This window comes from Meridianimarinicoccus roseus (assembly GCF_003172915.1).
Classification (GTDB): domain Bacteria; phylum Pseudomonadota; class Alphaproteobacteria; order Rhodobacterales; family Rhodobacteraceae; genus Meridianimarinicoccus; species Meridianimarinicoccus roseus.
The window spans coordinates 120,420-145,809 of record NZ_QGKU01000031.1 but is presented as its reverse complement, the minus strand read 5'-3'; the positions used below and the strand labels follow the sequence as shown (position 1 = coordinate 145,809).

General features: G+C 66.5%; 26 protein-coding genes. 25 read left to right on the top strand and 1 reads right to left on the bottom strand.

What is annotated here, in order from left to right:
- Positions 1-70: 70 nt before the first annotated feature.
- The 5 genes from DKT77_RS09010 to DKT77_RS08990 all read left to right on the top strand — a co-directional run bounded on the left by DKT77_RS09010 (position 71) and on the right by DKT77_RS08990 (position 7,236).
- Entirely contained in the window at positions 71-2,377 is a 2,307-nt protein-coding gene (locus DKT77_RS09010; RefSeq protein WP_109811370.1) for an ATP-binding response regulator, read from the top strand.
- 185 nt (positions 2,378-2,562) lie between these two features.
- Complete coding sequence (gene recA, locus DKT77_RS09005) at positions 2,563-3,636, top strand: recombinase RecA (protein ID WP_109811369.1); 1,074 nt, start codon at positions 2,563-2,565, stop codon at positions 3,634-3,636.
- Positions 3,637-3,815: 179 nt separating this feature from the next.
- The gene (gene alaS / locus DKT77_RS09000; RefSeq protein ID WP_109811368.1) at positions 3,816-6,479 is read left to right on the top strand and encodes an alanine--tRNA ligase; all 2,664 of its coding nucleotides are present in this window, start codon (positions 3,816-3,818) and stop codon (positions 6,477-6,479) included.
- Positions 6,476-6,766 carry a DUF1330 domain-containing protein gene (locus DKT77_RS08995; RefSeq protein ID WP_109811367.1) on the top strand — a complete coding sequence of 97 codons (291 nt, stop codon included), beginning with the start codon at positions 6,476-6,478 and terminating at the stop codon, positions 6,764-6,766. Before alaS ends, DKT77_RS08995 begins: the two co-directional genes overlap by 4 nt.
- 17 nt (positions 6,767-6,783) lie before the next feature.
- A complete protein-coding gene (locus tag DKT77_RS08990) occupies positions 6,784-7,236 on the top strand; it encodes an MOSC domain-containing protein (RefSeq protein WP_109811366.1) in 453 nt (150 codons plus the stop codon).
- 22 nt (positions 7,237-7,258) lie between these two features.
- Here the strand turns inward: DKT77_RS08990 and DKT77_RS08985 are convergent, their stop codons facing one another.
- Positions 7,259-7,558 carry a hypothetical protein gene (locus DKT77_RS08985; protein WP_146204983.1) on the bottom strand — a complete coding sequence of 100 codons (300 nt, stop codon included), beginning with the start codon at positions 7,556-7,558 and terminating at the stop codon, positions 7,259-7,261.
- Between the two features lie 222 nt (positions 7,559-7,780).
- Between DKT77_RS08985 and fabF the strand changes: the two genes are divergently transcribed.
- The 20 genes from fabF (at position 7,781) to DKT77_RS08885 (ending at position 25,311) form a co-directional block, all read left to right on the top strand.
- Positions 7,781-9,043: a beta-ketoacyl-ACP synthase II gene (fabF, locus tag DKT77_RS08980; protein ID WP_109811364.1), complete on the top strand. Its 1,263-nt coding sequence runs from the start codon at positions 7,781-7,783 to the stop codon at positions 9,041-9,043.
- Positions 9,043-10,194: an endolytic transglycosylase MltG gene (gene mltG, locus DKT77_RS08975; RefSeq protein WP_109811363.1), complete on the top strand. Its 1,152-nt coding sequence runs from the start codon at positions 9,043-9,045 to the stop codon at positions 10,192-10,194. The genes fabF and mltG overlap by 1 nt, the downstream gene beginning before the upstream one ends.
- 367 nt (positions 10,195-10,561) lie before the next feature.
- Positions 10,562-10,900 (top strand): hypothetical protein, encoded by a 339-nt coding sequence (locus tag DKT77_RS08970; protein WP_109811362.1) that lies wholly within the window; start codon positions 10,562-10,564, stop codon positions 10,898-10,900.
- Positions 10,857-12,185, top strand: coding sequence for a DNA-packaging protein (locus tag DKT77_RS08965; RefSeq protein ID WP_238547765.1), 1,329 nt, complete (start codon positions 10,857-10,859; stop codon positions 12,183-12,185). The genes DKT77_RS08970 and DKT77_RS08965 overlap by 44 nt, the downstream gene beginning before the upstream one ends.
- Before the next feature lie 93 nt (positions 12,186-12,278).
- Positions 12,279-13,484: a phage portal protein gene (locus DKT77_RS08960; RefSeq protein WP_109811361.1), complete on the top strand. Its 1,206-nt coding sequence runs from the start codon at positions 12,279-12,281 to the stop codon at positions 13,482-13,484.
- Complete coding sequence (locus DKT77_RS08955; RefSeq protein WP_238547764.1) at positions 13,481-13,741, top strand: GTA head formation protein, RCAP_rcc01685 family; 261 nt, start codon at positions 13,481-13,483, stop codon at positions 13,739-13,741. The genes DKT77_RS08960 and DKT77_RS08955 overlap by 4 nt, the downstream gene beginning before the upstream one ends.
- A 3-nt stretch (positions 13,742-13,744) precedes the next feature.
- The gene (locus DKT77_RS08950; RefSeq protein ID WP_109811360.1) at positions 13,745-14,320 is read left to right on the top strand and encodes an HK97 family phage prohead protease; all 576 of its coding nucleotides are present in this window, start codon (positions 13,745-13,747) and stop codon (positions 14,318-14,320) included.
- Positions 14,321-14,355: 35 nt separating this feature from the next.
- The gene (locus DKT77_RS08945; RefSeq protein WP_109811359.1) at positions 14,356-15,588 is read left to right on the top strand and encodes a phage major capsid protein; all 1,233 of its coding nucleotides are present in this window, start codon (positions 14,356-14,358) and stop codon (positions 15,586-15,588) included.
- A gap of 175 nt (positions 15,589-15,763) precedes the next feature.
- Entirely contained in the window at positions 15,764-16,363 is a 600-nt protein-coding gene (locus tag DKT77_RS08940) for a head-tail connector protein (protein WP_109811358.1), read from the top strand.
- Entirely contained in the window at positions 16,360-16,698 is a 339-nt protein-coding gene (locus tag DKT77_RS08935; protein ID WP_109811357.1) for a head-tail adaptor protein, read from the top strand. Before DKT77_RS08940 ends, DKT77_RS08935 begins: the two co-directional genes overlap by 4 nt.
- Complete coding sequence (gp17, locus tag DKT77_RS08930; protein WP_109811356.1) at positions 16,695-17,096, top strand: tail completion protein gp17; 402 nt, start codon at positions 16,695-16,697, stop codon at positions 17,094-17,096. The genes DKT77_RS08935 and gp17 overlap by 4 nt, the downstream gene beginning before the upstream one ends.
- A 19-nt stretch (positions 17,097-17,115) precedes the next feature.
- Positions 17,116-17,529: a phage major tail protein, TP901-1 family gene (locus DKT77_RS08925; RefSeq protein ID WP_109811355.1), complete on the top strand. Its 414-nt coding sequence runs from the start codon at positions 17,116-17,118 to the stop codon at positions 17,527-17,529.
- Positions 17,529-17,849 carry a gene transfer agent family protein gene (locus tag DKT77_RS08920; protein ID WP_109811354.1) on the top strand — a complete coding sequence of 107 codons (321 nt, stop codon included), beginning with the start codon at positions 17,529-17,531 and terminating at the stop codon, positions 17,847-17,849. The genes DKT77_RS08925 and DKT77_RS08920 overlap by 1 nt, the downstream gene beginning before the upstream one ends.
- Positions 17,846-18,049, top strand: coding sequence for a rcc01693 family protein (locus DKT77_RS08915; protein WP_109811353.1), 204 nt, complete (start codon positions 17,846-17,848; stop codon positions 18,047-18,049). The genes DKT77_RS08920 and DKT77_RS08915 overlap by 4 nt, the downstream gene beginning before the upstream one ends.
- Entirely contained in the window at positions 18,042-18,704 is a 663-nt protein-coding gene (locus tag DKT77_RS08910) for a phage tail tape measure protein (RefSeq protein ID WP_109811352.1), read from the top strand. Before DKT77_RS08915 ends, DKT77_RS08910 begins: the two co-directional genes overlap by 8 nt.
- Positions 18,705-18,725: 21 nt before the next feature.
- Positions 18,726-19,355, top strand: a complete 630-nt coding sequence (locus DKT77_RS08905; protein ID WP_109811351.1) for a DUF2460 domain-containing protein — start codon at positions 18,726-18,728, stop codon at positions 19,353-19,355.
- Positions 19,355-20,242, top strand: a complete 888-nt coding sequence (locus DKT77_RS08900; protein ID WP_109811350.1) for a DUF2163 domain-containing protein — start codon at positions 19,355-19,357, stop codon at positions 20,240-20,242. The genes DKT77_RS08905 and DKT77_RS08900 overlap by 1 nt, the downstream gene beginning before the upstream one ends.
- Positions 20,239-20,682: a C40 family peptidase gene (locus DKT77_RS08895; protein WP_109811349.1), complete on the top strand. Its 444-nt coding sequence runs from the start codon at positions 20,239-20,241 to the stop codon at positions 20,680-20,682. Before DKT77_RS08900 ends, DKT77_RS08895 begins: the two co-directional genes overlap by 4 nt.
- Positions 20,682-24,608, top strand: a complete 3,927-nt coding sequence (locus tag DKT77_RS08890; RefSeq protein WP_109811348.1) for a baseplate multidomain protein megatron — start codon at positions 20,682-20,684, stop codon at positions 24,606-24,608. The genes DKT77_RS08895 and DKT77_RS08890 overlap by 1 nt, the downstream gene beginning before the upstream one ends.
- The gene (locus tag DKT77_RS08885; RefSeq protein WP_109811347.1) at positions 24,601-25,311 is read left to right on the top strand and encodes a DUF2793 domain-containing protein; all 711 of its coding nucleotides are present in this window, start codon (positions 24,601-24,603) and stop codon (positions 25,309-25,311) included. Before DKT77_RS08890 ends, DKT77_RS08885 begins: the two co-directional genes overlap by 8 nt.
- Positions 25,312-25,390: the final 79 nt, after the last annotated feature.

Sequence of the window (25,390 nt, the reverse complement as noted above, 5' to 3'; positions counted from 1 at the left end):
GAAATCGGGCTTAATCCGTGGTTAACCGGGCCTGTCCTATGACGGTTTGGGACTGGCTATTGGAGCAAGCATGGATCACGCTGCGGAACTGCGTCGCCCCTCGTCGCCCCCCCGGGTCTTCCTGACCCTGAACGAAGGCCATGTCGCGGTGCTTGGCGTCGTGCTGACTGTGGCCGGGCTGCTGGGGACGCCGCCGATACTCCAGATTGCCTTGCTGGCATCCGGGTGCGGAACGTTGGGCGCGGCGACGGTGGTCGCCGGACGACGGTTGCTGCTGTGGCGGCGCAAGCGCGCGCGTCTGGCGATGTTGGACGCGATGATGGCGGCCGACGACGTGGCGATGGCGCTGACCGACGACGCGGGCCGGGTATTGGGCAGCAATGCACCCGGTGCCGAAACGCTGGGCCTCGTGCCCGGAGGGCTGGTGTCGTCCTCCTTCGCCGGTCTTTTCGCAACCCCCCTCAAGACGGTGCGGGGCCTGCTGGACGATGCCGGGGCGCGCGGCAGTGCGCGGGCCGAACGGGTCAGCCACCGCGGTCATGTGCGGGTGTCGGTCGTGGCCAACCCCGACAATCTGTTCCTCTGGCGGGCCGAGAACCTTGTGGTCGGCGGGACGGATATCGGCCGCAGCGACGTCGCGCTGCCGATGGCTGTGGTGCGGCCGGATGGCGCGATCCTGTCGGCCAATGCCGCGCTTGAAACGCTGCTGGGGCGCGAGGTGCCCGCCACGATGGACAGGCTTCTGGGTACAGTGCGGTTCGAAACCGGCGAGGTGCGGCGCATCGACACTGCAAGCGGGCCGGTGACGCTGCGGCTTCATTGCCTGGGTGCCGACGACGCGCCCTGTAGTGAGGTCTATTTCCTTCCGCCCGACCTTGGGGGCGGGCCGAGCGCGCGATTGCTGTTCGACACTCTCCCGGTGCCGATGATCAAGGTCGGGTTGGATGGCCGCGTACTGGCCTGCAATCAGGGGGCCCGCGATCTTGTTGGCCGCGATATGCCGACGGGCACCTGGCTCAGCGAAGGGCTGTCGGGCCTCGGGCGGCCGATCACCGACTGGTTGCAGGACGCCCATTCGGGAAGCGCGCCGTCGCGGTCGGAATTCCTTCAGGTGCGCGGCGATGGCGGTGACCGGTTCGTGCAGGTCTCGCTCAAGCCGCTGGAAGAGCAGGGCGAGGCGATTCTGCTCGCAGTCCTGACCGATGCGACCGAACTCAAGACACTGGAAGCGCAGTTCGTCCAGAGCCAGAAGATGCAGGCGATCGGACAGCTGGCCGGCGGTGTCGCGCATGATTTCAACAATCTGCTCACCGCGATCTCGGGGCATTGCGACCTCTTGCTGCTGCGCCATGATGAAGGCGATCCGGCCTATGGCGATCTTGTGCAGATCAATCAGAACGCAAATCGGGCCGCCAGCCTTGTCGGCCAGCTGCTGGCCTTCTCGCGCAAGCAGACGCTCAAGCCGGAAACCGTCGATCTCACCGAGGCGCTGTCGGACCTGACGCATCTGCTCAGCCGCCTTGTGGGCGAAACCGTGCGTCTGTCGGTGCGCTACGAGGAAGCGGTGCCGCCGATCCGCGTGGACAAACGCCAGCTCGAACAGGTGATCATGAACCTCGTGGTGAACGCGCGCGACGCGATGCCCGCGGGCGGCGAGATCACGGTGGAGACAAGCAGCGTCCGGCTGGAGACGGAACTGCGGCGCAACCGTGCCGCGATCCCGCCGGGCAGCTATTCGGTGGTGCGAGTGCACGACGAGGGCTGCGGCATCGCCGAGGAAAACCTGCAGAAGATATTCGAACCTTTCTACACCACCAAGAAGACGGGAGAAGGCACCGGGCTGGGCCTGTCCACCGCCTATGGCATCGTCAAGCAGACCGGCGGATTCATCTTCGCCGACAGCGTGACGGGACAGGGCTCCACCTTCACGCTCTATTTCCCGTCCAAGCCCGCCGGTGATGCCGAGGCGGCGTCGGCGCAGGCCGAGGTCGTCGAACCGCAGCCGACGCATGGCGACGGTGTCATCCTTCTGGTGGAGGACGAGGCGTCGGTACGGGCCTTCGCGTCGCGTGCGCTGAGGTTGCGCGGCTATACGGTTATCGAGGCCGAAAACGCCGAGGAGGCGCTGGAACAGTTGACCGACCCCGCTCTTGAGGTGGACGTTTTCGTCACCGATGTCGTCATGCCGGGCATGGACGGCCCAAGCTGGGTTCGCGAAGCGCTCAAGTCGCGCCCGGGCACCCGCGTCGTCTTCGTGTCCGGCTATGCCGAGGATGCGCTGAGCGACCACCAGGCGCGAATCCCCAACTCCGTCTTTCTGCCCAAGCCGTTCTCGCTTCAGGATCTCACGACGACGGTGCAGCGCCAGTTCCACTGACGATCCGGCAATCCCCCATCCCGTCATTCCTACCGTAACGCCATGTTAACGGATCCGCCCGCAGGCTCACCCGGCACATTTGATTTGATTTGTTCTTGTTTTGTATCCATAACTAGGAAAGAACAAGAGCAGAACATACGGCGGCATTGCTGCGCCCCAGCGGGTATGAAATAAGGACAGGACACATGGCATCGGCGAACCTTCTCGACCTCGGCGGATCACGGACAATGGACAAGCAAAAGGCGCTGGACTCGGCTCTGGCCCAGATCGAACGGCAATTCGGCAAGGGCTCGATCATGAAGCTCGGCCAGAATGCCGTGCAGGAGATCGAGGCGACCTCGACAGGCTCGCTCGGGCTCGACATCGCGCTCGGGATTGGCGGGCTGCCGAAGGGCCGCATCATCGAGATCTACGGCCCGGAATCCTCGGGCAAGACCACGCTGACGCTGCACTGCGTCGCCGAGGAGCAGAAGAAGGGCGGCGTGTGCGCCTTCGTGGATGCCGAGCACGCGCTCGACCCGCAATACGCGCGCAAGCTCGGCGTCGACATCCAGGAGTTGCTGATCAGCCAGCCCGACACCGGCGAGCAGGCGCTCGAGATCACCGACACGCTGGTTCGGTCCGGCGCGGTCAGCATGGTCGTGGTCGACAGCGTCGCAGCGCTCACGCCCAAGGCCGAGCTTGAAGGCGACATGGGCGAGCACCAGGTCGGTGCGCAGGCCCGCCTGATGAGCCAGGCGATGCGCAAGCTGACCGCCTCCATCAGCCGCAGCAACTGCATGGTGATCTTCATCAACCAGATCCGCATGAAGATCGGCGTCATGTTCGGCAGCCCCGAGACGACATCGGGCGGCAACGCGTTGAAATTCTATGCCTCGGTTCGGCTCGACATCCGGAGGATCGGCGCGGTGAAGGACCGGGACGAGGTCGTCGGCAACGCCACGCGCGTGAAGATCGTCAAGAACAAGGTCGCGCCGCCGTTCAAGCAGGTGGAGTTCGACATCATGTATGGCGAAGGCATTTCCAAGACCGGCGAATTGCTGGATCTCGGCGTGAAGGCCGGCGTGGTGGAGAAGTCGGGGTCGTGGTTTTCCTACGGCGACGAACGCATCGGGCAAGGCCGGGAGAACGCCAAGACCTACCTGAAGACCAACACCCGCACCGCTCTGGAGATCGAGGACAAGATCCGCGCCGCCCACGGGCTGGAATTCGACCTTCTTCCCGGAGCCGAAGGCGAGGACGACGTGGTCGACGGCTGACCTGTCGGCGAAGGCCGCGCGCCGCCCCGGCGCCCGGTCTGCCGCAGTGTGATCCGTAGAACCCCGGCCACGTGCCGGGGTTTTTTCGTGCCCCGCCGCCCGGCGCTGCGCCTATTATGGACACCCGCCCGCGCCGCCGCTACACCGCACGGAAGGTTTCATCAAACACACGGGACGCCATGGCCAGCCTGAACGACATCCGCCGCACCTTCCTGGATTACTTCGGCCGAAACGGGCACGAGGTGGTGGACAGCTCGCCCCTGGTGCCGCGCAACGATCCGACGCTGATGTTCACCAATGCCGGCATGGTGCAGTTCAAGAACGTCTTCACCGGGCTGGAGCACCGCGATTATTCTCGCGCCGTCACCAGCCAGAAATGCGTGCGCGCGGGAGGCAAGCACAACGATCTGGACAACGTCGGTTATACCGCGCGCCACCACACGTTCTTCGAGATGTTGGGCAATTTCAGCTTCGGCGACTACTTCAAATCCGAGGCGATCCCCTTTGCCTGGAACCTGCTGACCCGTGATTTCGGCATCGACGCCTCGCGCCTGCTTGTGACCGTCTATCACACCGACGACGACGCGGCGGAGATCTGGAAAAAGGTGGCGGGCCTGCCGGACGAGCGGATCATCCGCATTCCGACCGATGACAACTTCTGGTCGATGGGCGCGACCGGCCCCTGCGGCCCCTGCACCGAAATCTTCTATGACCACGGCGATCACATCTGGGGCGGCCCGCCGGGAAGCCCCGATGAGGACGGCGATCGCTTCATCGAGATCTGGAACCTCGTCTTCATGCAGTTCGAGGACTTCGCCGACGGCACGCGCAGCGACCTGCCGAATCCGTCGATCGACACAGGCATGGGGCTGGAGCGGATCGGCGCACTGCTGCAGGGCAAGCACGATAACTACGACACCGACCTGTTCCGCGCTCTGATCGAGGCGTCGGCCCATGCAACCAGTGCGGACCCTGACGGCCCGGGCAAGGTGCATCACCGGGTCATCGCGGACCATCTTCGGTCGACCTCGTTCCTCATCGCTGACGGGGTGATGCCCAGCAACGAAGGGCGCGGCTACGTGCTGCGCCGGATCATGCGGCGCGCGATGCGCCACGCCCACCAGCTTGGGGCACAGGACCCGCTGATGCATCGGCTGGTGCCCGCGCTGGTGGCGAAGATGGGCGGCGCCTATCCCGAGCTTGGCCGTGCGCAGGCGCTGATCCAGGAAACCCTGCTGCTGGAGGAGACGCGCTTCCGCCAGACACTGGAGCGCGGCCTGCGCCTGCTGGAGGACGAACTGGGCAAGCTACCGGATGGCAGCGACCTTCCGGGCACGGCAGCATTCAAGCTGTACGACACTTACGGCTTCCCGCTGGACCTGACGCAGGACGCGCTGCGCGAGATGGGCCGCGGTGTCGACCAGGCCGGATTCGATGCCGCGATGGCCGAGCAGAAGGCGCAGGCCCGTGCGGCGTGGTCCGGTTCGGGCGAGACGGCGGACGCGGCGATCTGGTTCGACCTTGCGGAGGAACACGGTGCGACCGAGTTTCTCGGCTACGACACCGAAACCGCCGAGGGGCAGATCCTGGCGCTTGTGTCCGATGGTGCCGCGCAGGACGGGGCCGCCGCCGGTGACAGCGTGCAGATCGTCGTGAACCAGACGCCGTTCTATGCCGAGGCGGGGGGGCAGGTCGGCGATACCGGCATGCTGAAGACCGACACGGGCGCGGCGCGGATCACCGACACGCGCAAGACCAACGGCGTGTTCATCCATTTCGCAGAGGTGACGGAGGGTACGCTGGCCCCCGGCCAGGGCGCCGTTCTGGCGGTGGACCCTGCGCGGCGCGGCGCGATCCGCGCGAACCATTCGGCGACCCACCTTCTGCACGAGGCGTTGCGCAAGGCGCTGGGCGATCACGTCGCGCAGCGCGGCTCGCTCAATGCGCCGGACCGGCTGCGCTTCGATTTCAGCCACGCCAAGGCGATGTCGCTTGACGAACTGGACCGGGTAGAGCGCGAGGTGAACGCCTATATCCGCCAGAATGCCCCGGTCGAGACGCGGATCATGACCCCGGACGAAGCGCGCGAGCTTGGCGCGCAGGCGCTGTTCGGCGAGAAATACGGCGACGAGGTGCGCGTGGTGTCCATGGGCCGCGAGGATGGCTCCGGCAAGGGCACGGACAAGGCGACCTATTCGCTGGAATTGTGCGGTGGCACCCATGTGCGCCAGACCGGTGATATCGGCCTCTTCGTCACGCTGGGCGACAGTGCGTCGTCTTCCGGGGTGCGGCGGATCGAGGCGCTGACCGGCGCTGCGGCATTCGATTACCTTGCCGCGCAGGACAAACGGCTGGCCGGTGTTGCCGCGATGTTGAAGGCGCAGGCGGCGGATGTGCCTGCGCGGGTTCAGGCGCTTCTGGACGAACGGCGCGCGCTTCAGGCCGAACTGGCGGACCTGCGGCGCGAATTGGCGATGGGCGGCGGCGCGGGCGGCGGTGCCGAGGCCCGGCAGGTTGGCGGGGTGGCTTTCATCGGCCAGATCCTGAGCGGCGTGACCGGCAAGGACCTGCCGCCGCTGATCGACGCGCACAAGGCGAAGATCGGATCGGGCGCGGTGCTGCTGATCGCGGATGCCGGCGGCAAGGCGGCCATCGCGGCCGGTGTGACCGAGGATCTGACCGGGCGTCTTTCGGCGGTGGACATGGTCCGTGCCGCAGCCGAGACGCTGGGCGGCAAGGGCGGCGGTGGCCGTCCCGACATGGCGCAGGCGGGCGGGCCGTCTGCCGAGAACGCCGAAGCCGCCATCGGTGCGGTAGAGGCCCTGCTGGAGGCGAAGGCATGACGGCACTCTGGATCGCGCATGTGACGGTCACGAACGAGGAGCCCTACAAGAAGTACGCGGCGCTTGCGACACAGGCGATCGCGGCGCATGGCGGCGTGTTCCTGGCGCGCGGCGGGCGCTGCGTGCAGCTGGAGGGCCCGGAGCGGCCGCGCAACGTGGTTGCGCGCTTTCCCAGCGTCGAGGCTGCGGTGGAGTGTTACAATTCCGCCCTGTACCAGGAGGCGCTTGGCCATGCGAGGGGCGCGGCGGAGCGCGAACTGGTAGTCGTCGAGGAGCTGGAGGGCTGAGCGTTCTTGCCGACTTGATGGGGCGTCATGCGCAGGCGGGCCGGATCGACTGGATCGGCCTGCGCACCGCACGGCATGGTCCGGTGCAGACCGCGGACGCAGCGATGCTGGCCGAAACCGGGCTGGAGGGCGACCGCCATTCGCGGGCGAACCGGCGGTCTGTGACGCTGATCCAGTCGGAACATCTTGCGGTGATCGCCGCGCTTCTGGGGCGCGACGCGCTGGACCCGGCGCTGCTTCGGCGCAACATCGCCGTTTCCGGGCTGAACCTGACGGCCCTGCGCGGCGTGCCGCTCCGGCTGGGCGACGCGGTGATCGAGATCACGACGGTCTGCGCGCCCTGCTCTCGGATGGAAGAGGTGCTTGGCTCCGGCGGGTACAACGCGATGCGCGGGCACGGCGGCTGGACTGCGCGGGTGATAACGCCGGGCCTTGTGCGGGTCGGGTCAGAGGTCCGTCCGGAAGCCTGATCGCTTCAGGGCGTGCGTACCGTCACCGGCGTAGCAGCAGCCCGTTCGCGTTCGCGGCCTTGGGATTGGCCCACTGGTTTTCCGGCAGGATGTCGCGCAGCGGGTCGCCGGTCAGCACTTCGCCATCGACGAACTGGAAGTCCGACCCGTCTTTGCCGCTGCGCGAGGTCGGGGTGGCAGTCGTGGTGCCGGCGCCGGGCGTTTCCGACAGCATCGTATCGAGGGACAGATCGTTCTCCAGCGGGCTGAGCGACGCCGCAAGTGCGGGCAGAGGCGTGGCCAGTACGCAGGCCAGAAAAGCGGCAACCGTGAATCTGTTCATCGTCGTCTCCATGCCTGAAAATTGGTCATCTACCGTCAAAAGACATAAACCTTCGGCATTCAGACTATCAGCTTCGCATTCGCCTAGGCGAGGCGGGAATGGCATAGTAGTTAATATGCTTTTGTTTGCGCAACGGCTGTCGGCGGCGGCTTGCGCTTGCCCCGCGCCCCCAAGCCACGCTATCAGGCGGGTCAGCGAAAACAGGAAGTCTGAGGGCAGAACATGCGCCGAGTCGTCGTGACAGGATTGGGAATGGTCACTCCGCTGGCCAGCGGGGTGGAACCGACCTGGCAGCGTCTGCTGGCCGGAGAGTCCGGCGCGGGACCGATCACGCGCTTCGATGCGGGCCATCTTGCCACAACCTATGCTTGCGAAATCCCGCTGGGCGACGGCAGCGACGGCACCTTCAACCCGGACGACTGGATGGAGCCTAAGGAGCGCCGGAAGGTCGACGATTTCATCCTGTACGGGCTGGCTGCGGCGGACCAGGCGGTCCGGGACGCGGGCTGGACGCCGACCGATACCGAAAGCCTAGAACGTACGGGCGTGATGATCGGCTCCGGCATCGGCGGGCTGAGCAACATCGCCGACACTGCGGTTCTGCTGAAGGAACGCGGGCCGCGCCGAGTGTCGCCGTTCTTCATTCCCGGCGCGCTGATCAACCTGATCTCAGGCCAGGTCAGCATCCGCTACGGATTCAAGGGTCCGAACCACGCGGTGGTGACGGCCTGTTCGACGGGCGCGCATGCCATCGGCGACGCGGCGCGGCTGATCCAGTGGGGCGATGCGGACGTGATGATCGCGGGCGGCGCTGAAAGCCCGATCTGCGAGATCGGGATCGCGGGATTCAACGCCTGCAAGGCGTTGTCCACCAAACGTGGCAACGATCCCAAGGCGGCCAGCCGCCCCTATGACGCGGACCGGGACGGCTTCGTGATGGGCGAGGGCGCGGGCATCGTCGTGCTGGAGGAATACGAACATGCGGTGGCGCGCGGCGCGAAAATCTATGCCGAGGTGCTGGGTTACGGGCTGTCGGGTGATGCCTATCACATCACCGCCCCGTCCGAGACCGGCGAAGGCGGGGAACGCGCGATGCGTGCCGCGCTGAAGCGCGCCGGGCTGACGCCGTCGGCGGTCGACTACATCAATGCGCACGGCACCTCCACCATGGCGGACACGATCGAGCTGGGCGCGGTCGAGCGGATGCTGGGCGATGCGGCGTCGCAAGCGACGATGAGTTCCACCAAGTCGGCAATCGGCCATCTTCTGGGCGCGGCCGGCGCGGTGGAGGCGATCTTCTGCATTCTCGCGCTGCGCGACCAAGTGGCGCCACCGACCATCAATCTTGATACGCCCGACGTGCAGAGTGCGCTGGACCTTGCCCCCAATGCCAAGCGGGAGCGCAAGATCGACGTGGCGCTGTCCAACAGCTTCGGCTTTGGCGGCACCAACGCGACCCTGATCATGGGGAAGGTGGCGGCCTGATGCTGGTCTGGCGGTCCATCGCCTCGAACGCGCTGACGCTGTTCATCGTGCTGCTGATCGGCGCGGCGATGGCGGTGACGATGGCGCAGAACATGTGGCGCGCGCCCGGTCCGCTGGCCGAGGCCCTGTGCCTTAGCGTGCCGCGCGGCGCCACGATGCAAAGTGTATCGGACGAGTTGGCCGAACGCGGCGCGGTGGATCGGCCCGCGCTGCTGCGCGTGGGTGCGGATTACACCGACAAGGCGGACCAGCTGAAGGCGGGGAACTTCCTGATCCCGCCGCGCAGTTCCATGGAGAGCATCGTCGATCTGGTCACGCGCGGCGGCGCGAGCACCTGCGGCAGCGACATCAACCTGCGCATCGGCGTGGCGGATGCGGATATCCGTGTGCGCGAGCTTGACCCGGGCACCGGAGAATTTGCCGACGTGCTGGAGGTTGCGCTGGGGGCCGATTTGCCGGCCGAACTGTCGCGCCTCATCGAACAGGGCTTTGCGCGCACGCGGGTGACCGTTGCCGAGGGTGTCACAAGCTGGCAGATCGCCGACAGCCTGCGCAAGGCGCCCTTCCTGAGCGGGTCGATCGACGGCGTGCCGGACGAGGGCTGGCTGGCACCGGGCAGCTACGACGTGCCGATCGGGTCTGACCGGGCGAGGCTGCTGACGCGCATGCGCGAGGCTCAGGAACGCATACTTGCCGAGGCTTGGCGCGCACGGATGGACGGTCTGCCGCTGGCCGATGCCTACGAGGCACTGATCCTTGCCTCGATCATCGAGAAGGAGACCGCCGTCGCCGAGGAACGGCCCTGGGTTTCCAGTGTCTTCGTGAACCGGCTGAATCAGGGGATGCGGCTGCAGACCGACCCCACGGTGATCTACGGGCTGACAAATGGCGAAGGCGTGTTGGGGCGCGGGCTGCGGCGCAGCGAGTTGACCCGGGCGACGCCCTACAACACCTACGTCATCCCCGCGCTGCCGCCGACGCCCATCGCCAATCCGGGACGCGCTGCGATCCAGGCGGCGCTGAACCCGGCGGAGACGGATTTCCTGTTCTTCGTGGCAGACGGCACCGGGGGGCATGTCTTCGCCGAGACGCTGGCCGAGCACAATATCAACGTGCAGCGCTGGCGGCGGATCGAACAGCAGAACCAGTAAGCGCCGAGTCGCCCGCGCAGCGCGGGCGGCCCGCAGCGTGCCTGGCGCCGCTCCTTCGGAGGCGGCGTGTGTGCGTGAGGTGATCGCCTGCGCACACCGGTGTCGAGGCATGCGTTAAGGTTTTTTCGGCGTACGCGACCCTTGTTTTACTGATCGGTACGCGTCGCTTGGGCGGGATGTTGCGCCGAATTCCTAACGCGGCGCACGGACCCTGTTTGTTCTAACTATCTGTTTTAATTGACAAAGCGAACGGTCCAACGTATACCTTCAGGCAAGCTGGAAGACATGGGCAAGGCGGCAGGGGGCAACCCCGGGCCGCCTTTTTCATGGCTCTCTCGACGGGAAACGAGAGAGGCGGGTTTCGTACATGACGATCATTTACCCGAAGTTGGGTGACGGAAGCTCGGAAGAGGTGTTTTCCGAGGCGCAGCAGACGTTTCATCGCGCCACGCGCGCGCTGAACAGGTTGGTCGATCAGCTCGATGTCGACGAGCTGAGCAATGGAGGAGAGGCCAACCGGCTTCTCAAGGAACTGAGACAGGCCTTGCAAACGGCCCTTGCCGAAAGGGAACGCCTTGAACAAAAAGCAAAATCAGACGCCGGCATCGTCGGCGACTACGCCGTCGACTTCGACGCGGCCCGAATTGAGATCGGGCGGCGTCTTGCTTGCCTCCGCGCCGCCGGAGGTTCGGGAAGCGTTTCTTGACGATCTCACGGAGGGAGCGCTTCTGGCGCTCCCCTACATTTTCGAATTCTGGGCGCTGGATCACCAGTTGCCGCCCGAAGGCGACTGGCGAACCTGGGTGATCATGGGCGGGCGCGGTGCGGGCAAGACCCGTGCGGGCGCAGAATGGGTCCGGTCCGAGGTCGAGGGCTCGACGCCGCTGGCGCCGGGCCGGTCCAAGCGCGTTGCGCTGGTGGGCGAGACGATCGAACAGGTGCGCGAGGTCATGGTCATGGGCGACAGCGGCATCCTGGCCTGTTCGCCCCCCGATCGTCGCCCGGTCTGGGAGGCCACGCGAAAGCGGCTGGTCTGGCCGAACGGGGCGGTTGCGCAGGTGTTTTCCGCCCATGAACCCGAGAGCCTTCGCGGTCCGCAATTCGATGCGGCCTGGGTGGATGAACTGGCCAAGTGGAAGAAGGCGGAGGACGCCTGGGACATGCTGCAATTCGGTCTGCGGTTGGGCCAGACCCCGCGGCAGGTGGTCACCACGACGCCGCGCAACGTGAGTGTGCTGAAGCGCATCCTCGACAACGGATCGACGGTGGTCACCCACGCGCCGACCGAGGCGAACAGCGCATACCTTGCCGACAGTTTCCTGGCCGAGGTGCGGGCGCGCTATGCCGGCACGCGGCTGGGCCGGCAGGAACTGGACGGCATCTTGCTGGAGGATGCCGAGGGCGCGCTGTGGACGCTGGCGATGCTGGAGGCGCTGCAGGTGGACCGAATCCCCGATCTGGACCGCGTCGTGGTGGCGGTGGACCCTCCGGTGAGCGGGCATGGCGCGTCGGACAGTTGTGGTATCGTGGTCGCAGGGGTGCGGATGGCCGGTCCCCCCCGCGACTGGGTGGCCTATGTGATCGAGGATTGCACGGTACAGGGTGCGAGCCCGCAGGGCTGGGCCGAGGCGGCGCTGGCGGCGATGGCGCGTCACGGGGCGGAGCGCCTTGTGGCCGAGGTCAACCAGGGCGGCAACCTTGTGGAAAGTGTGATCCGGCAGGTGGACCCGCTGGTGCCCTATCGCGCCGTACGGGCCAGCCGTGGCAAGGCCGCGCGGGCCGAACCCGTGGCCGCGCTATACGAGCAGGGCCGCGTAAAGCATGCGCGCGGTCGGCTCGCCGACCTGGAAGAACAGATGTGCCAGATGACGGTGCGCGGCTTTGAGGGTCGGGGCAGCCCCGACCGGGTGGACGCCCTGGTCTGGGCCCTGCAGGACCTTGTGCTGGACCCGGCGGCGGGTTTCCGCCAGCCCCGTCTGCGCCAGCTCTGACCGGCGCGGGCCGCATGGCCCGGAATTTCCGAAATGACCGATCGCCCCGGTGCCGGGGCACACCGCCCCGGCGGACAGAAAGGATGTGTGTCGATGAAACTCGATTTCCTGAAACGCGAGGCGCCCAAGGTGCCGCAGACACCGCCCGCGGCGCCGCAGCGCAAGGCGGCCACAGGGGCGGTTCTGGCGATGGCGGCGGCAGGGGCTGGCGGGGTCGGCATCGCGCGTGACGGCGCTGCGCTGGTGCGGCACGGCTTCGCGGGCAACCCGGTGGGCTTCCGGTCGGTGAAGATGATCGCAGAGGCCGCCGCCGCGCTGCCCCTGGTGGTTCAGGACGCCGCCTGCCGTTATGACGCGCATCCGGTCGGTTGTCTTGTGGCGCGGCCGAACCCGGCGCAGGGGCGGGCCGAGTTGCTGGAGGCGCTCGTCGGCCAGATCCTTCTGACCGGCAACGGCTATCTCGAGGCGGTTGGCGGGGCGCCCGGTGCCCTGCCGCTGGAACTGCACGTGCTGCGCGGCGACCGGATGGCGGTGGTGCCCGGCGCGGATGGCTGGCCGGTGGCCTATGACTACCGCGTCGGCAGCAAGGTGCGGCGGTTCGATATGACCGCCGAGGTGCCCCCCCTGTGCCACATCCGCAACTTCCACCCGTCGGACGACCACTACGGGCTGGCGCCGCTACAGGCCGCCGCAGGCGCGGTGGAGGTGCACAACGCGGCGTCGCGCTGGTCCAAGGCACTGCTAGACAATGCCGCGCGCCCGTCAGGCGCGATCACCTATCAAAGCGCCGAGGGGCAGGGGATGATGCCAGGCGATCTGTATGACCGGCTGGTCGACGAGATCACCACGAACTACATGGGCGCGCGCAACGCGGGCCGCCCGATGCTGCTGGAAGGCGGGCTGGACTGGAAGCCGATGGGGTTCAGCCCGTCGGACATGGAATTCCAGAAGACCAAGGAGGCCGCCGCGCGCGAGATAGCGCTGGCCTTCGGAGTGCCGCCGATGCTGCTCGGCATTCCTGGTGACGCGACCTACGCCAACTACCAGGAGGCCAACCGCGCCTTTTACCGGCTGACGGTTCTGCCGATGGCGGCGCGGGTTGTCGCGCAGCTGAGCGCCTTCCTGGGCCGGTTCACGGGCGATGCGGTCGAGGTGCAGATCGATCTGGACAAGGTGCCCGCCCTGTCGGCGGAGCGCGAGGCGCAGTGGCGCCGTGTGGCCGCCGCCGATTTCCTGTCGGCCGACGAGAAGCGCGCGATGCTGGGCCTGCCGCCCCGCAATGCCGGGGAAGCCACATGAGCGATCTGCGCCGTGCGCCGGGCGGATCGCGCTTCCTGTACGAGCCGTTCGATTATGGGCCGGCTCAGGTCCGCGAGGCCCACGAAAAGCTGCTGCAGATGCAGTTCGAGGGGATCGACGGCCGCCTGACGCGGATCGAGGCGGTGATGGAACGGCTTGAGCGGCGGCTTTGGCTGACGGTGTACGGCGTTGTGGCGACGATTCTGGCCCAGGCGGTCGGCTCGCTTGTCACGGTGGCCCCGAACGGAGGTATCTGAACCATGCAGAACATGTTGGACAGCGGGCTGGAACGGAAGTTCTGCCAACTGGGCGAGGGCCTGACGGTGGTCGACGGCACTCGGATCGAAGGCTACGCGTCGCTGTTCGGCGCTGTCGATCAGGGCGGTGATGTCGTTCAGCCGGGCGCCTATGCCGGGTCGCTGGAACGGCTGGCGGCGGGTGGGCGAGCGGTCAAGCTGCTGTGGCAGCACGATCCCACCCAGCCCATCGGCATCTGGGACGAGGTGCACGAAGATGCCCGCGGGCTCCATGTAAAGGGCCGGCTGCTGACCGAGGTCGCCCGCGGCCGCGAGGCTGCTGCGCTGATCGAGGCGGGCGCGATCGACGGTCTGTCGATCGGCTATCGCACGGTGCGCTCGCACAAGACCGATTCTGGCCGCCGTGTGCTGGCCGAGATCGATCTTTGGGAAGTGTCGCTGGTGACCTTCCCGATGCTGCCTGACGCCCGGATCGGGGCCAAGGCCGACGCCGCCCCCGATGCCCCGGACCAGACCCTGTTTCGTGAGTTGGCGGAGGTCGTCGAGGATGCCCGCCGTCGCCTGGCCTGCGCGGACTGAGCCGGCCCATCCCTAGCTGAGAGAGGACCCAGAATATGACCCACCCCGAGACGAAGGCTCGGGCCGGCGGCGCCGTGCCTGCTGCCTGCTCGTCGCCCCCCGCCTGCCGCGCGCCTGCCGATGCCGCGCTGGACATTAAGTCCGCGCTGGCGGGGCTGATGGACGACCTCACCGCGTTCCGCGCCGGAATCACCACCCAACTGAAAGCACAGGAAGAGAAACTCACCATGCTGGACCGCAAGACCGCGTTCGCCGGACGCCCCGCCCTTTCCACCGCGACCGATATCGACCTGTCGCACAAGCAGGCTTTCGGCGGCTACCTGCGCAATGGCGACGATGACGCGTTGCGCGGTCTGGATCTGCAGCACAAGGGCATGTCCACGGCTGTCGATGCTGATGGCGGCTATCTTGTCGATCCCCAGACCTCGGCCGCGATCCAGACCGTGCTGCGGTCCAATGCGTCGATCCGGGCGATTTCCACCGTGGTCAACGTGGAGTCCAATTCCTACGACGTGCTGATCGATCATTCCGAACTGGGCTACACCTGGACGAACGAAACCGCGTCGCTGACCGAAACGACCGCGCCGCAGATCACCCGCGTGCCGATCCCGCTGCACGAGCTGTCGGCGCTGCCGAAGGCGAGCCAGCGACTGCTGGACGACAGCGCCTTCGACATCGAGACGTGGCTTGCCGGGCGGATTGCCGACAAGTTCGCCCGCGCCGAGGCGACGGCTTTCATATCGGGAGACGGCATCGACAAGCCCCGCGGCATCCTGAGCCATCCGCAGGTGCCGCAGGACATCTGGGCCTGGGGCAGCCTCGGCTACGTGCCGTCCGGCCAGTCGGGAGATTTCGCGTCCACCGCACCGTCCGATCCGATCATCGAATTGGTTTACGCGCTGGATGCCCAGTACCGGGCGAACGCGAGTTTCGTGATGAACTCCAAGACGGCCGGGGCAGTGCGCAAGATGAAGGATGCCGATGGCCGCTTCCTGTGGGCCGATGGCCTTGCCTCGGGGGAGCCGGCGCGGTTGATGGGATACCCGGTGCTGATCGCGGAGCAGATGCCCGACATCGCGCCTGACAGCATCGCCATCGCGTTCGGCGATTTTGCGGCGGGCTACACCATCGCGGAGCGGCCGGACCTGCGCGTGCTGCGTGACCCGTTCTCGGCCAAGCCGCACGTGTTGTTCTACGCGACCAAGCGGGTCGGCGGTGACGTGAGCGACTTCGCCGCGATCAAGCTGATGAAGTTCGCCGTGAACTGACACCGGCTGCCCATTGGATCGCGCGCCCGGCCGGGGGCGCGATCCAAAGGGGTGGCCGCTTGCCGACGGCGCGTGTTGTCCAGCTTTCCCCTCCGTCAGAGCAGCACGGAAGGGTGGCCGCCCCGCCTTGTTCCGGGTTCTGACCCGCCTTCTTGCCCAAGACCGGAGATATTCCATGAAGCTTGTCGAACTCACGCCGATCCCGACCGGCGATCTGCCCCTTGCGGCGCTGCGTGCCCATTTGCGGCTGGGGACCGGGTTCACCGACGACGACCTGCAGGACCCGGTGCTGGAGACGGCGTTGCGGGCCGCGCTGGCCGCGATCGAGGCGCGGACCGGCAAACTCTTGTTCGAACGCTCGTTCCGCTGGACGGTATCCGCTTGGCGCAGCCCACGCGTGCAGGCGCTTCCGGTGGCGCCGGTCAACATGCTGGTGTCGCTGACGGTGACGACGCGCACGGGGGACGTGACCCTTGCCGATATGTCGGACGTGGTGCTTGAAGAGGATACGCACCGCCCTTTGATGCATGCGGTGCGGCCCTGTCTTCCGGACATCCCCGCGCTTGGCCAGGCGGTGCTGACCTTCACGGCGGGATACAGTCAGGACTGGGCGGGTATGCCGCCGGATCTGGCCCATGCGGTTCTTCTTCTGGCTGCGCATTTCTATGAACTGCGGCATGAAATCACCACCCATGACGGGAACATGCCGTTTGGGGTTTCGAGCCTGATCGACAGGTACCGCACCGTTCGGGTGCTGGGCGGAGCACCGGCATGAAGCGGTCGCTCATGCGCTGGGCGCTGACGCTGGAGGGACCGGTTTCGGTGCCCGATGGCGCGGGCGGGGCGATTGCTGGGTGGCAGGCGCGCGGCGTGGTCCACGCCAGCCTCGAGCCGCTGACCGGCCGCGAGGCGCTGGCAGGCGCCGCGGGCGTGTCGCGGGTGCCCTACCGGATCATTGTCGCGGCGGCCCCCGAGGGCGCGCCATCCCGGCCCGGGCCGCGCGACCGTTTTCGCCACGGGACGCGAGTTTTCGAGATCCTCGCTGTCAGCGCGGTGGGTGCCGCGGGCCAGTTCCTGGAATGCCGCGCGATAGAGGAGGTGACGGTATGACCTATGCGCTTGCCGCCCCGCTTCAGCAGGCGGTTTTCGCACGCCTGGAGGGGACCGCGGGTCTGGCGGGCATCCCGGTCTTCGACGCACCGCCGCCGGGGCCGCCGCCGCCGATCTACGTGGCGCTTGGGCCCGAGGACGTGCGTGACCGGTCCGACAAGACGGGCCGCGCTGCACAGCACCGGTTTGCGCTGTTCGTGGTCGGCGAGGGCGGCGGCTTCCATGCTTTGAAGCAGGCCGCCGCGACGGTGGAGGCGGCACTGGCAGCGGCGCCCCTGACGCTTCAGAGGGGCCGGGTCGTTTCGTTGCGCTTCGAGCGGGCGCAAGCACGCCGCGACAGGAATGGGACGCGCCGACGGGTCGAGATGACGTTCCGCGCGTTCCTGGACGATACTTGAAATTGGATCGGAGACTGACATGACCGTTCAGAACGGCAAGGACCTGTTGATCAAGCTGGACATCGACGGAGCGGGCGATTTCCAGACCGTTGCGGGGCTCAGGGCCAGCCGCATCAGCTTCAACGCGGAAACGGTGGATGTCACCAGCCTCGACAGTGCGGGAGGCTGGCGCGAGTTGCTTGGCGGCGCCGGGATGCGCTCGGCCAGTCTGTCCGGTTCGGGCGTGTTTCGCGACGCGGCCACCGATGCGCGGGCACGCGAGGTGTTCTTCGCCGGAATCGTGCCGCAGTTCCAGGTCGTGATCCCGGGCTTCGGCATCGTCGAGGGGCCGTTTCAGATCACGGCGCTGGAATACTCGGGCAGCCATGACGGCGAAGCGACCTACGAGATGTCGATGGCGTCGGCCGGCGCGCTGACCTTTGCGGCGCTGTGATGGCGAATCCCTGGGCCGGAGAGGTGAGCCTGTCGATCGACGGAGTGCCGCACAGGCTGAAGCTTACGCTGGGCGCGCTCGCCGAGTTGGAGGCGAAATTGGAGACTGGCACGTTGGTCGACCTCGTGTCGCGCTTCGAGACCGGCGGCTGCTCGAGCCGGGATGTTCTGGCGCTGATCGTAGCGGGTCTGCGCGGCGGCGGCTGGGACGGGCGACCCGAGGATCTGCTGCGAGCGGACATCGCGGGCGGCCCGGTGGCGGCGGCGCAGGCGGCTGCCCACTTGCTGGTGCGCGCTTTCAGCATTCCGGAGCCGAGATGACCGCGCTGGACTGGCCGGGCTTGCTGCGCGCGGGGCTGCATGGCCTCGGCCTTCGACCCGAAGACTTCTGGCGCCTGACCCCGGCAGAGTTGTTCGTGATGCTTGGCGCCGATCCCGGTTCCGGCCCGCTGGACCGGGCCGGGCTGGAAGACCTGATGGCGCGCTTCCCCGATCAGAGGAAAGGGACCGAGGATGATTGAAATGGACGGCACCAACGCTTTCGAGGACCAGATGCGCGACCTCGAGGAAAGCCTGGCCGGCGCGCAGAGCGTGGCATCAAGCTTTTCCGGCGAGTTGCAGCAGATCCGGACCACGATGGCCGACACGGGGCGCGAGGTCCGGACACTTTCGAACGGCATCAGCCGAGGTCTGCGCGGGGCCTTCGAGGGTCTGGTATTCGATGGCATGAAGGCGTCCGACGCGCTGCGAAAGGTCGGCGAGTCGATCTTGGGGTCCGCCTATTCGGCCGCGATCAACCCGGTCACGAGGCATGTCGGCCAGATGGCCGGAGCGGGGATCGAGGCGATAATCGGCAGCGCCATGCCCTTTGCCAAGGGTGCCCCGTTCACTCAGGGGCGGGTCATGCCCTTTGCGCGGGGTGGCATTGTCAGCGGGCCTACCACTTTTCCAATGCGCGGCGGCACGGGTCTTATGGGAGAAGCCGGGCCCGAAGCGATCATGCCCCTCGCTCGTGGGCCTGATGGCAAACTCGGGGTTCGGGGCGGCGGTGACTCGCGCCCGGTGACCGTCGTGATGAACGTAGCGACGCCCGACGCGGGCAGCTTCCAGCGCTCGCAGGGTCAGATCGCAGCGCAGATGAGCCGCGCGCTGGGCCGCGGCCAGCGCAACCGCTGAGCGCCAGGGAAAGGACACGGGATGGGATTTCATGAAGTGCGGTTTCCGACCTCGCTGAGTTTCGGATCGGCGGGGGGGCCGGTGCGGCGCACCGAAGTAGTGACGCTTGCCAACGGGTTCGAGGAGCGAAACACCCCCTGGGCACATTCGCGCAGGCGCTATGATGCCGGTATGGGGATGCGGTCGCTGGATGACGTGGCCACGCTGATCGCCTTTTTCGAGGCGCGCCAGGGTCAGCTGAACGGCTTTCGCTGGAAGGATTGGGCCGACTTCAAGAGTTGCCTGCCGTCAGAAACCGTCGCGGCCACCGACCAGAACATCGGGACCGGGGATGGTAGCACGCAGGTCTTTGCACTTCGAAAGCGCTATGCCTCCGGAACGGAAGACTATGAACGCCCCATCACCAAGCCGGTCGATGGCACCGTGCGCGTTGCCGTCGATGGCGCGGAGCAACCGCCGGTCGCCTTTGGCGTTGATGCTGTCCGCGGGCTTGTGACTTTTATTCTTCCACCTTCAGCTGGCGCATCGGTCAGTGCAGGGTTCGAATTCGACGTTCCTGTGCGGTTTGATACCGACCAGATCATCACTTCCGTATCCAGTTTCCAGGCCGGCGATGTTCCGGATGTACCCGTGCTGGAGGTGCGGGTCTGATGGCGGTTCAGGCGGCACTGGCCGCGCATCTGGCTGCGGGCACGACGACGCTGTGCCGGTGCTGGGCCGTGGTGCGGACCGATGGCGCGGTTTTCGGATTCACAGATCACGACCGCGACGTGTCCTTCGAGGGCATCATGTTCCGTGCCGACACCGGGCTGACTGGGCAGGCGGTCCAGCAGACTACGGGTCTGGCAGTGGATAACGGCGAGGCGCTGGGTGCGCTGAGCGATGCATCGGTGACAGAGGCGGATCTTGCGGCTGGCCGTTTCGACAACGCGCGAGTTCGCGCGTGGCTGGTCAACTGGGCCGCGCCCGCACAGCGGCATCTGCAGTTCGACGGGACAATCGGGGAGGTACAATCGGGCGGCGGCGCGTTCCGCGCGGAACTGCGCGGGCTGACCGAACGGCTCAACCAGCCGCAGGGCCGCGTTTTCCAGCGTCAGTGTTCGGCGCTTCTGGGCGACAGGGCCTGCCGCGTTTCCCTGGACGGCCCGCCGTTCAGCCTGCAGGCTTCGGTGTCTGGCATCGCCGGTTCGCAAGAGGTCATGCTGGCCGGGCTGGCGAGCATGGCCCCACGCTGGTTCGAACGAGGGAAGTTCGAGGTTATGACCGGGTCCGCTGCCGGACTGTCCGCGATGATCAAGTCCGACGAACCGGTGGGCGCGGAGCGGCGCGTGCGGCTGTGGCAGGAATTGAGGGCGGCGCTGGCTGTCGGCGATTTGGTTCGCGTGCAGGCCGGTTGCGACAAGCGTGCGGAGACCTGCCGGGCCAAGTTCGGCAATTTCGCGAATTTCCGGGGCTTCCCGCATATCCCGGGCGAGGATTGGCTGATGGCTTACCCGCGCAAGACCGGCGAGAACGGCGGCGGGAGCATGAACCGTTGACGGTCGGGGAGCAGGGTGTGCAGATCGCCCGGCGCTGGATCGGCACACCTTACCGACACCAGGCCAGTTGTGCCGGCGCGGGATCCGACTGCCTCGGCTTGCTGCGCGGCGTTTGGCGTGAACTCTACGGAGCGGAGCCCGAAGTGATCCCACCCTACAGCCGCGACTGGGCTGAACCGCAAGGCCACGAGGCACTGTGGAAGGCGGCACGTCGCCGCCTTGTTCCCCGCCCGCTGAGCGGTGAAGCGGTCGGTGACATTCTTTTGTTTCGGATGCGTGAAGGTTGCATTGCCAAGCATCTGGGGCTGCAATCGAATATCGGACCGGGCGCCCGCTTCGTGCACGCCTACGAACGCCACGGCGTCGTCGAAAGCCCGCTGTCCGACCCCTGGCGTCGCCGCATCGTTGCGCGGTTCGCTTTTCCCGAGGAGCACAACTGATGGCCACACTCGTACTTTCCGCCGCTGGTGCGGCTGCCGGCGGCGCCATTGGCGGATCGTTCCTCGGCCTCTCGGCGGCGGTCATCGGGCGCGCGGTCGGAGCGACGGCCGGCCAACTGATCGACCAGCGGCTGATGGGTGCGGGGTCGGACGTGATCGAGCGCGGCAGGGTCGACCGTTTTCGTCTGACTGGCGCCAGTGAAGGCACGGCGTTACCGCAGATTTTTGGCCGTATGCGGGTTGGCGGGCATGTGATCTGGGCCACGCAATTTTCGGAACAAAGCACCACACAGCGAGCATCTGGTGGCAAGGGCGGCTCCGGGGGGCCAAGCGTTACAAGCTACAGCTACTCAGTCAGTCTTGCCATAGCGCTGTGCGAAGGGCAGATCAGCCATGTCGCTCGCGTGTGGGCCGATGGTCAGGAACTGGATCGCGGCAGCCTTGCCATGCGGGTCTATCCGGGGACCGAAACGCAGGTGCCGGACCCGAAGATCGCCGCTGTCGAAGGCGCAGAGCACGCACCGGCTTATCGCGGGACAGCCTATCTTGTGTTGGACGATCTGGACTTGACGCCGTACGGCAATCGGGTTCCGCAATTCACCTTTGAGGTGGTTCGCCCGGAACAGCCAGCCGCACAGGACTCGGCTCGTTCGATGGTGGACGGGATACAGGCGGTCGCCCTTATTCCCGGAACGGGCGAGTATTCTTTGGCGACGACGCCCGTGCACTATGCCGAAGGACCGGGCCGGAACACGTCCGCGAACCGGCATAATTCCCTCGCGCCGACAGACTTCCTGGCTTCGCTGGACGCGCTGCAGGCAGAACTGCCGAACTGCCGGTCGATTTCATTGGTGGTGTCGTGGTTCGGGGACGATTTGCGCTGCGGGTCCGCACGCATCCGTCCCAAGGTTGAGCACAAGTTCGCGGACGGTGCGCCCTTGCCATGGTCGGTCGCAGGGGTCGACCGGGTCGCGGCGCAGGAAGTCCCACGCCTTGACGGCGCGCCCGTCTACGGCGGCACGCCAACCGATGCGAGCGTGATCGAGGCCATTCGCAACATCAACGCGCGCGGGAAGACGGTGATGTTCTACCCGTTCATTCTCATGGAGCAGATGCCGGGTAATACCCTACCGGATCCGTGGACGGGCGCGATAGGCCAGCCGGAATTGCCTTGGCGCGGACGCATCACGACGTCAGTTGCGCCGGGTTTGCCCGGTTCGAGCGACGGCACGGCGGCTGCTGCGGCCGAAGTGGCGGCATTCTTCGGGACCGTCCGCGCGAGTGATTTCGTTGTCGGCGACGGAACCGTTACCTACTCGGGGCCGGACGAATGGTCTTTGAGGCGCTTCATTCTGCACAATGCGGCTCTGTGCAAAGCGGCCGGGGGCGTGGATAGTTTCTGCATCGGGTCCGAAATGCGGGCCCTGACTCAGATCCGCGGGCCAGGCAACAGCTTTCCCGCAGTGCAGGCCTTAATTGCACTGGCCGGCGAAGTGCGCGCGCTGTTGGGCCCCAGTGTCAAGCTGGGCTATGCGGCCGACTGGTCGGAGTATTTCGGGTATACTCCTACTGATGGATCGGGTGATCACTTCTTCCATCTCGACCCGCTTTGGGCGCATCCAGAGATCGATTTCATAGGAATCGACAATTACATGCGCATTTCGGACTGGCGCGACGGGGAGGCTCATGCCGATGCCTTAGCCGGTTCGATCTACGATCTCGATTACCTCAGATCCAACGTCGCAGGCGGCGAGGGGTACGATTGGTATTATCCCGATGCGCAGGCTGCAGAGGCGCAGTTGCGCGCGCCGATCACGGATGGGGATTACGGGGAGCCGTGGGTCTTTCGCTATAAGGACTTGGTTTCATGGTGGAGTCTGCCCCATCATGATCGGATCGCTGGTGTCAGGCTGGGCGCGCCGACGGCGTGGGAGCCGGGTTCCAAGCCGGTATGGTTCACCGAACTTGGGTGTGCAGCGATCGACAAGGGCACGAACCAGCCCAACAAGTTCCTTGATCCGAAATCGTCCGAATCGTTGCTGCCCCGTGCCTCGAACGGCACTCGCGATGACCTGATTCAGATGCAGTACCTTCGGGCGAGTTTCGCCCATTGGGCCGATCCGGCCAACAACCCCGTCTCGTCGGTTTACGGTGGGCCGATGGTTGACATGACGCGCGCCCATGTCTGGGCATGGGACGCGCGGCCGTATCCGTGGTTCCCGGGTCTTTCCGAGGTATGGAACGACGGCCCGAACTACATCAGGGGGCATTGGCTGAACGGTCGCGTCGGCGCGCAGCTGCTGTCGAGCGTGGTGCGCGAGATCTGCCAACGCGCCGGGCTATCCGACCCCGATGTCAGCGGTCTGCACGGTCTAGTGCGGGGCTATGCCATCGGCGAGGCGGGCAGCGCACGGCAGGCGCTGGAGCCGCTGATGCTTGCCTACGGTTTCGACGTGCATGAACGCGACGGGAGGCTTGTTTTCCGGAACCGGGACGGGCGCGTGGCGGCACAGCTTTCGAGTGACGATCTGGCGCGTCATCCCGAGCAGCCGGGCGATCTGGAACGCAGCCGGGCCGCCGCGGCAGAGACCGCCGATCGCGTTCAACTGAACTATATCGGGGCCGACGGTGGGTTTGAGGTGCGGGCGATCGAAACAGCACTTCCCGGTGCGGCCGCGCTGTCATCTGCGCAATCCGAGTTGAACCTCGTTCTGACCGCGGCCGAGGCGCGCGCCGTCACCGAACGCTGGCTTGCCGAAGCGCGGGCCGCACGGGACACGGCCCGTTTCGCGCTTCCCCCTTCGCGGATCGATATCGGCGCGGGTGACGTCATCGAGTTGACAGCCGACGGGGCCGGTGGGCGCTACCGGGTGGACCGCAGCGACCGGCAGGGGCTTCAGATCATCGAGGCGGTGCGTGTGGAGCCCGCGATATACCGGCCGGGTACCGCCATCGAGGAGATCCCGCGTATCCGAACCGCGCGTGCCCCCGTTCCGCCGTCAGCCTTTTTCATGGACCTGCCCTTGCTGCGGGGCGACGCGGTGCCCCACGCCCCATACATTGCTGTCGCGGCGCGTCCCTGGACCGGGCCGGTGGCTGTCTATGGGTCCGGGGCGGACGCGAACTACCGGCTGAACACGGTGGTCGAAGGCGGTGCGAGCGTTGGCTTGACGCGCAGTCCGATGGCCAGGGCCGCGCCCGGCTTGCCGGATCGCGGCGCCCCCTTGCGTGTAGAGATGTCCGACGGCGCGCTGAGTTCAGTGCCCCGCGACGCGCTTCTGAACGGGGCCAACGTGATGGCGATCGGCGACGGCGGGGCAGGTGGATGGGAAATCTTCCAGTTCCAGCAGGCCGATCTGGTGGCACCGGATACCTACGAACTGAGCATGCGGTTGCGCGGGCAACTGGGCACGGATGGCGATATGCCGGATGTCTGGCCGGAGGGGAGCCTCGTCGTGCTTTTGACCACCGCGGTACAGCAGATCGACCTGTCATCTTCCGAGCGGGGCTTGTCGCGGTTCTATCGTGTGGGACCGGCCGATGTGCCTCTGAGCGCGCCCAGCTTCTTGCCATTCGAGAAAGTTTTCGTCGGCAATGGTCTGCGCCCCTATTCGCCGGTTCATCTGTCGGTGGCTAAGCAACCCGATGGAAGCCATGTTCTGAACTGGGTGCGCCGGACCCGGATCGACGGGGACATCTGGTCGCTTGTGGATGTGCCGCTGGGCGAGACGAGTGAGGGCTACGTACTGCGCATCCTGAAGGATGGCACCGTGCGGCGAGAGGAGATCGTTGGTCCGCCGCCATGGCGCTATCCTGCGGCGCTGCGTGCAGCTGATGGCATCGCTGGCGGCTACGAGGCCGAGATTGCGCAGATATCCGACCGGTACGGGGCCGGTCACTTTGGAAGGATCAGCATAAATGACTAGAACCGCAAATATCGACCTGCCGTTGGTGCAGGCGGCACAGGCGCAAAAACATGTGACCGTGAACGAAGCGTTCGCGCTTCTGGACGCGGCTGCGCAACTGGTGCTGGCCTCGGTGACGCAGACGGTACCGCCAGCGGAAGCAGCGGACGGAACCGTCTTTCACGTTCCGCCCGGTGCCGTGGACGCATGGGTCGGCCAGGCAGGCCGTGTTGCGGTATTCAGCAATGGCGGCTGGGTTTTCGTCGCACCGCGTGCGGGTTGGCGTGGCTGGATCTCGGATACGGGCACGACGGCGCTGTTCGATGGTGCGGTCTGGCAACCGCAGGCCGTCGCTGTATCCGCACATGGTGCCGCCAGCTTGATGGAGGTGATCGAGGCCGATATCGACCTTCAGTCTGGCCCAGAACTGACTAGCCCGGACCTGATCCCGGTCGGCTGCGTGGTGCTAGGAATTAGCGGTATCGTGACCGAGGCGATTGGGGGCACCCTTTCCGGATGGCGGGTTGGGGTGCCGGGTGGTTCGGGTCGCTATGGCACGGGGCTTGGTTTGTCGCTCGGGTCATGGGTTCAGGGTGTCACCGGGCAGCCCCAAGCCTATTACAGCCAAACCCCGCTGCTGATCGAGGCGGAGGGTGGCTCGTTCTCCGGTGGGCGCGTGCGGCTGGCAGTGCATCTGTTTCGCATGACGCTGCCGCGGGTCTGAGGTGCCTATTTCGTGATCGTACGGCTGCGGGGTGGCGCAACCGGACTGATGGGGCTATCTTCAGCTCAAATCAATCTGG

Bases quoted from the DNA above. Each gene is read 5' to 3' on its own strand.
- DKT77_RS09010 (WP_109811370.1), top strand. From the start codon at position 71: ATGGATCACGCTGCGGAACTGCGTCGCCCCTCGTCGCCCCCCCGGGTC.
- recA (WP_109811369.1), top strand. From the start codon at position 2,563: ATGGCATCGGCGAACCTTCTCGACCTCGGCGGATCACGGACAATGGAC.
- alaS (WP_109811368.1), top strand. From the start codon at position 3,816: ATGGCCAGCCTGAACGACATCCGCCGCACCTTCCTGGATTACTTCGGC.
- DKT77_RS08995 (WP_109811367.1), top strand. From the start codon at position 6,476: ATGACGGCACTCTGGATCGCGCATGTGACGGTCACGAACGAGGAGCCC.
- DKT77_RS08990 (WP_109811366.1), top strand. From the start codon at position 6,784: ATGGGGCGTCATGCGCAGGCGGGCCGGATCGACTGGATCGGCCTGCGC.
- DKT77_RS08985 (WP_146204983.1), bottom strand. From the start codon at position 7,558: ATGAACAGATTCACGGTTGCCGCTTTTCTGGCCTGCGTACTGGCCACG.
- fabF (WP_109811364.1), top strand. From the start codon at position 7,781: ATGCGCCGAGTCGTCGTGACAGGATTGGGAATGGTCACTCCGCTGGCC.
- mltG (WP_109811363.1), top strand. From the start codon at position 9,043: ATGCTGGTCTGGCGGTCCATCGCCTCGAACGCGCTGACGCTGTTCATC.
- DKT77_RS08970 (WP_109811362.1), top strand. From the start codon at position 10,562: ATGACGATCATTTACCCGAAGTTGGGTGACGGAAGCTCGGAAGAGGTG.
- DKT77_RS08960 (WP_109811361.1), top strand. From the start codon at position 12,279: ATGAAACTCGATTTCCTGAAACGCGAGGCGCCCAAGGTGCCGCAGACA.
- DKT77_RS08955 (WP_238547764.1), top strand. From the start codon at position 13,481: ATGAGCGATCTGCGCCGTGCGCCGGGCGGATCGCGCTTCCTGTACGAG.
- DKT77_RS08950 (WP_109811360.1), top strand. From the start codon at position 13,745: ATGCAGAACATGTTGGACAGCGGGCTGGAACGGAAGTTCTGCCAACTG.
- DKT77_RS08945 (WP_109811359.1), top strand. From the start codon at position 14,356: ATGACCCACCCCGAGACGAAGGCTCGGGCCGGCGGCGCCGTGCCTGCT.
- DKT77_RS08940 (WP_109811358.1), top strand. From the start codon at position 15,764: ATGAAGCTTGTCGAACTCACGCCGATCCCGACCGGCGATCTGCCCCTT.
- DKT77_RS08935 (WP_109811357.1), top strand. From the start codon at position 16,360: ATGAAGCGGTCGCTCATGCGCTGGGCGCTGACGCTGGAGGGACCGGTT.
- gp17 (WP_109811356.1), top strand. From the start codon at position 16,695: ATGACCTATGCGCTTGCCGCCCCGCTTCAGCAGGCGGTTTTCGCACGC.
- DKT77_RS08925 (WP_109811355.1), top strand. From the start codon at position 17,116: ATGACCGTTCAGAACGGCAAGGACCTGTTGATCAAGCTGGACATCGAC.
- DKT77_RS08920 (WP_109811354.1), top strand. From the start codon at position 17,529: ATGGCGAATCCCTGGGCCGGAGAGGTGAGCCTGTCGATCGACGGAGTG.
- DKT77_RS08915 (WP_109811353.1), top strand. From the start codon at position 17,846: ATGACCGCGCTGGACTGGCCGGGCTTGCTGCGCGCGGGGCTGCATGGC.
- DKT77_RS08910 (WP_109811352.1), top strand. From the start codon at position 18,042: ATGATTGAAATGGACGGCACCAACGCTTTCGAGGACCAGATGCGCGAC.
- DKT77_RS08905 (WP_109811351.1), top strand. From the start codon at position 18,726: ATGGGATTTCATGAAGTGCGGTTTCCGACCTCGCTGAGTTTCGGATCG.
- DKT77_RS08900 (WP_109811350.1), top strand. From the start codon at position 19,355: ATGGCGGTTCAGGCGGCACTGGCCGCGCATCTGGCTGCGGGCACGACG.
- DKT77_RS08890 (WP_109811348.1), top strand. From the start codon at position 20,682: ATGGCCACACTCGTACTTTCCGCCGCTGGTGCGGCTGCCGGCGGCGCC.
- DKT77_RS08885 (WP_109811347.1), top strand. From the start codon at position 24,601: ATGACTAGAACCGCAAATATCGACCTGCCGTTGGTGCAGGCGGCACAG.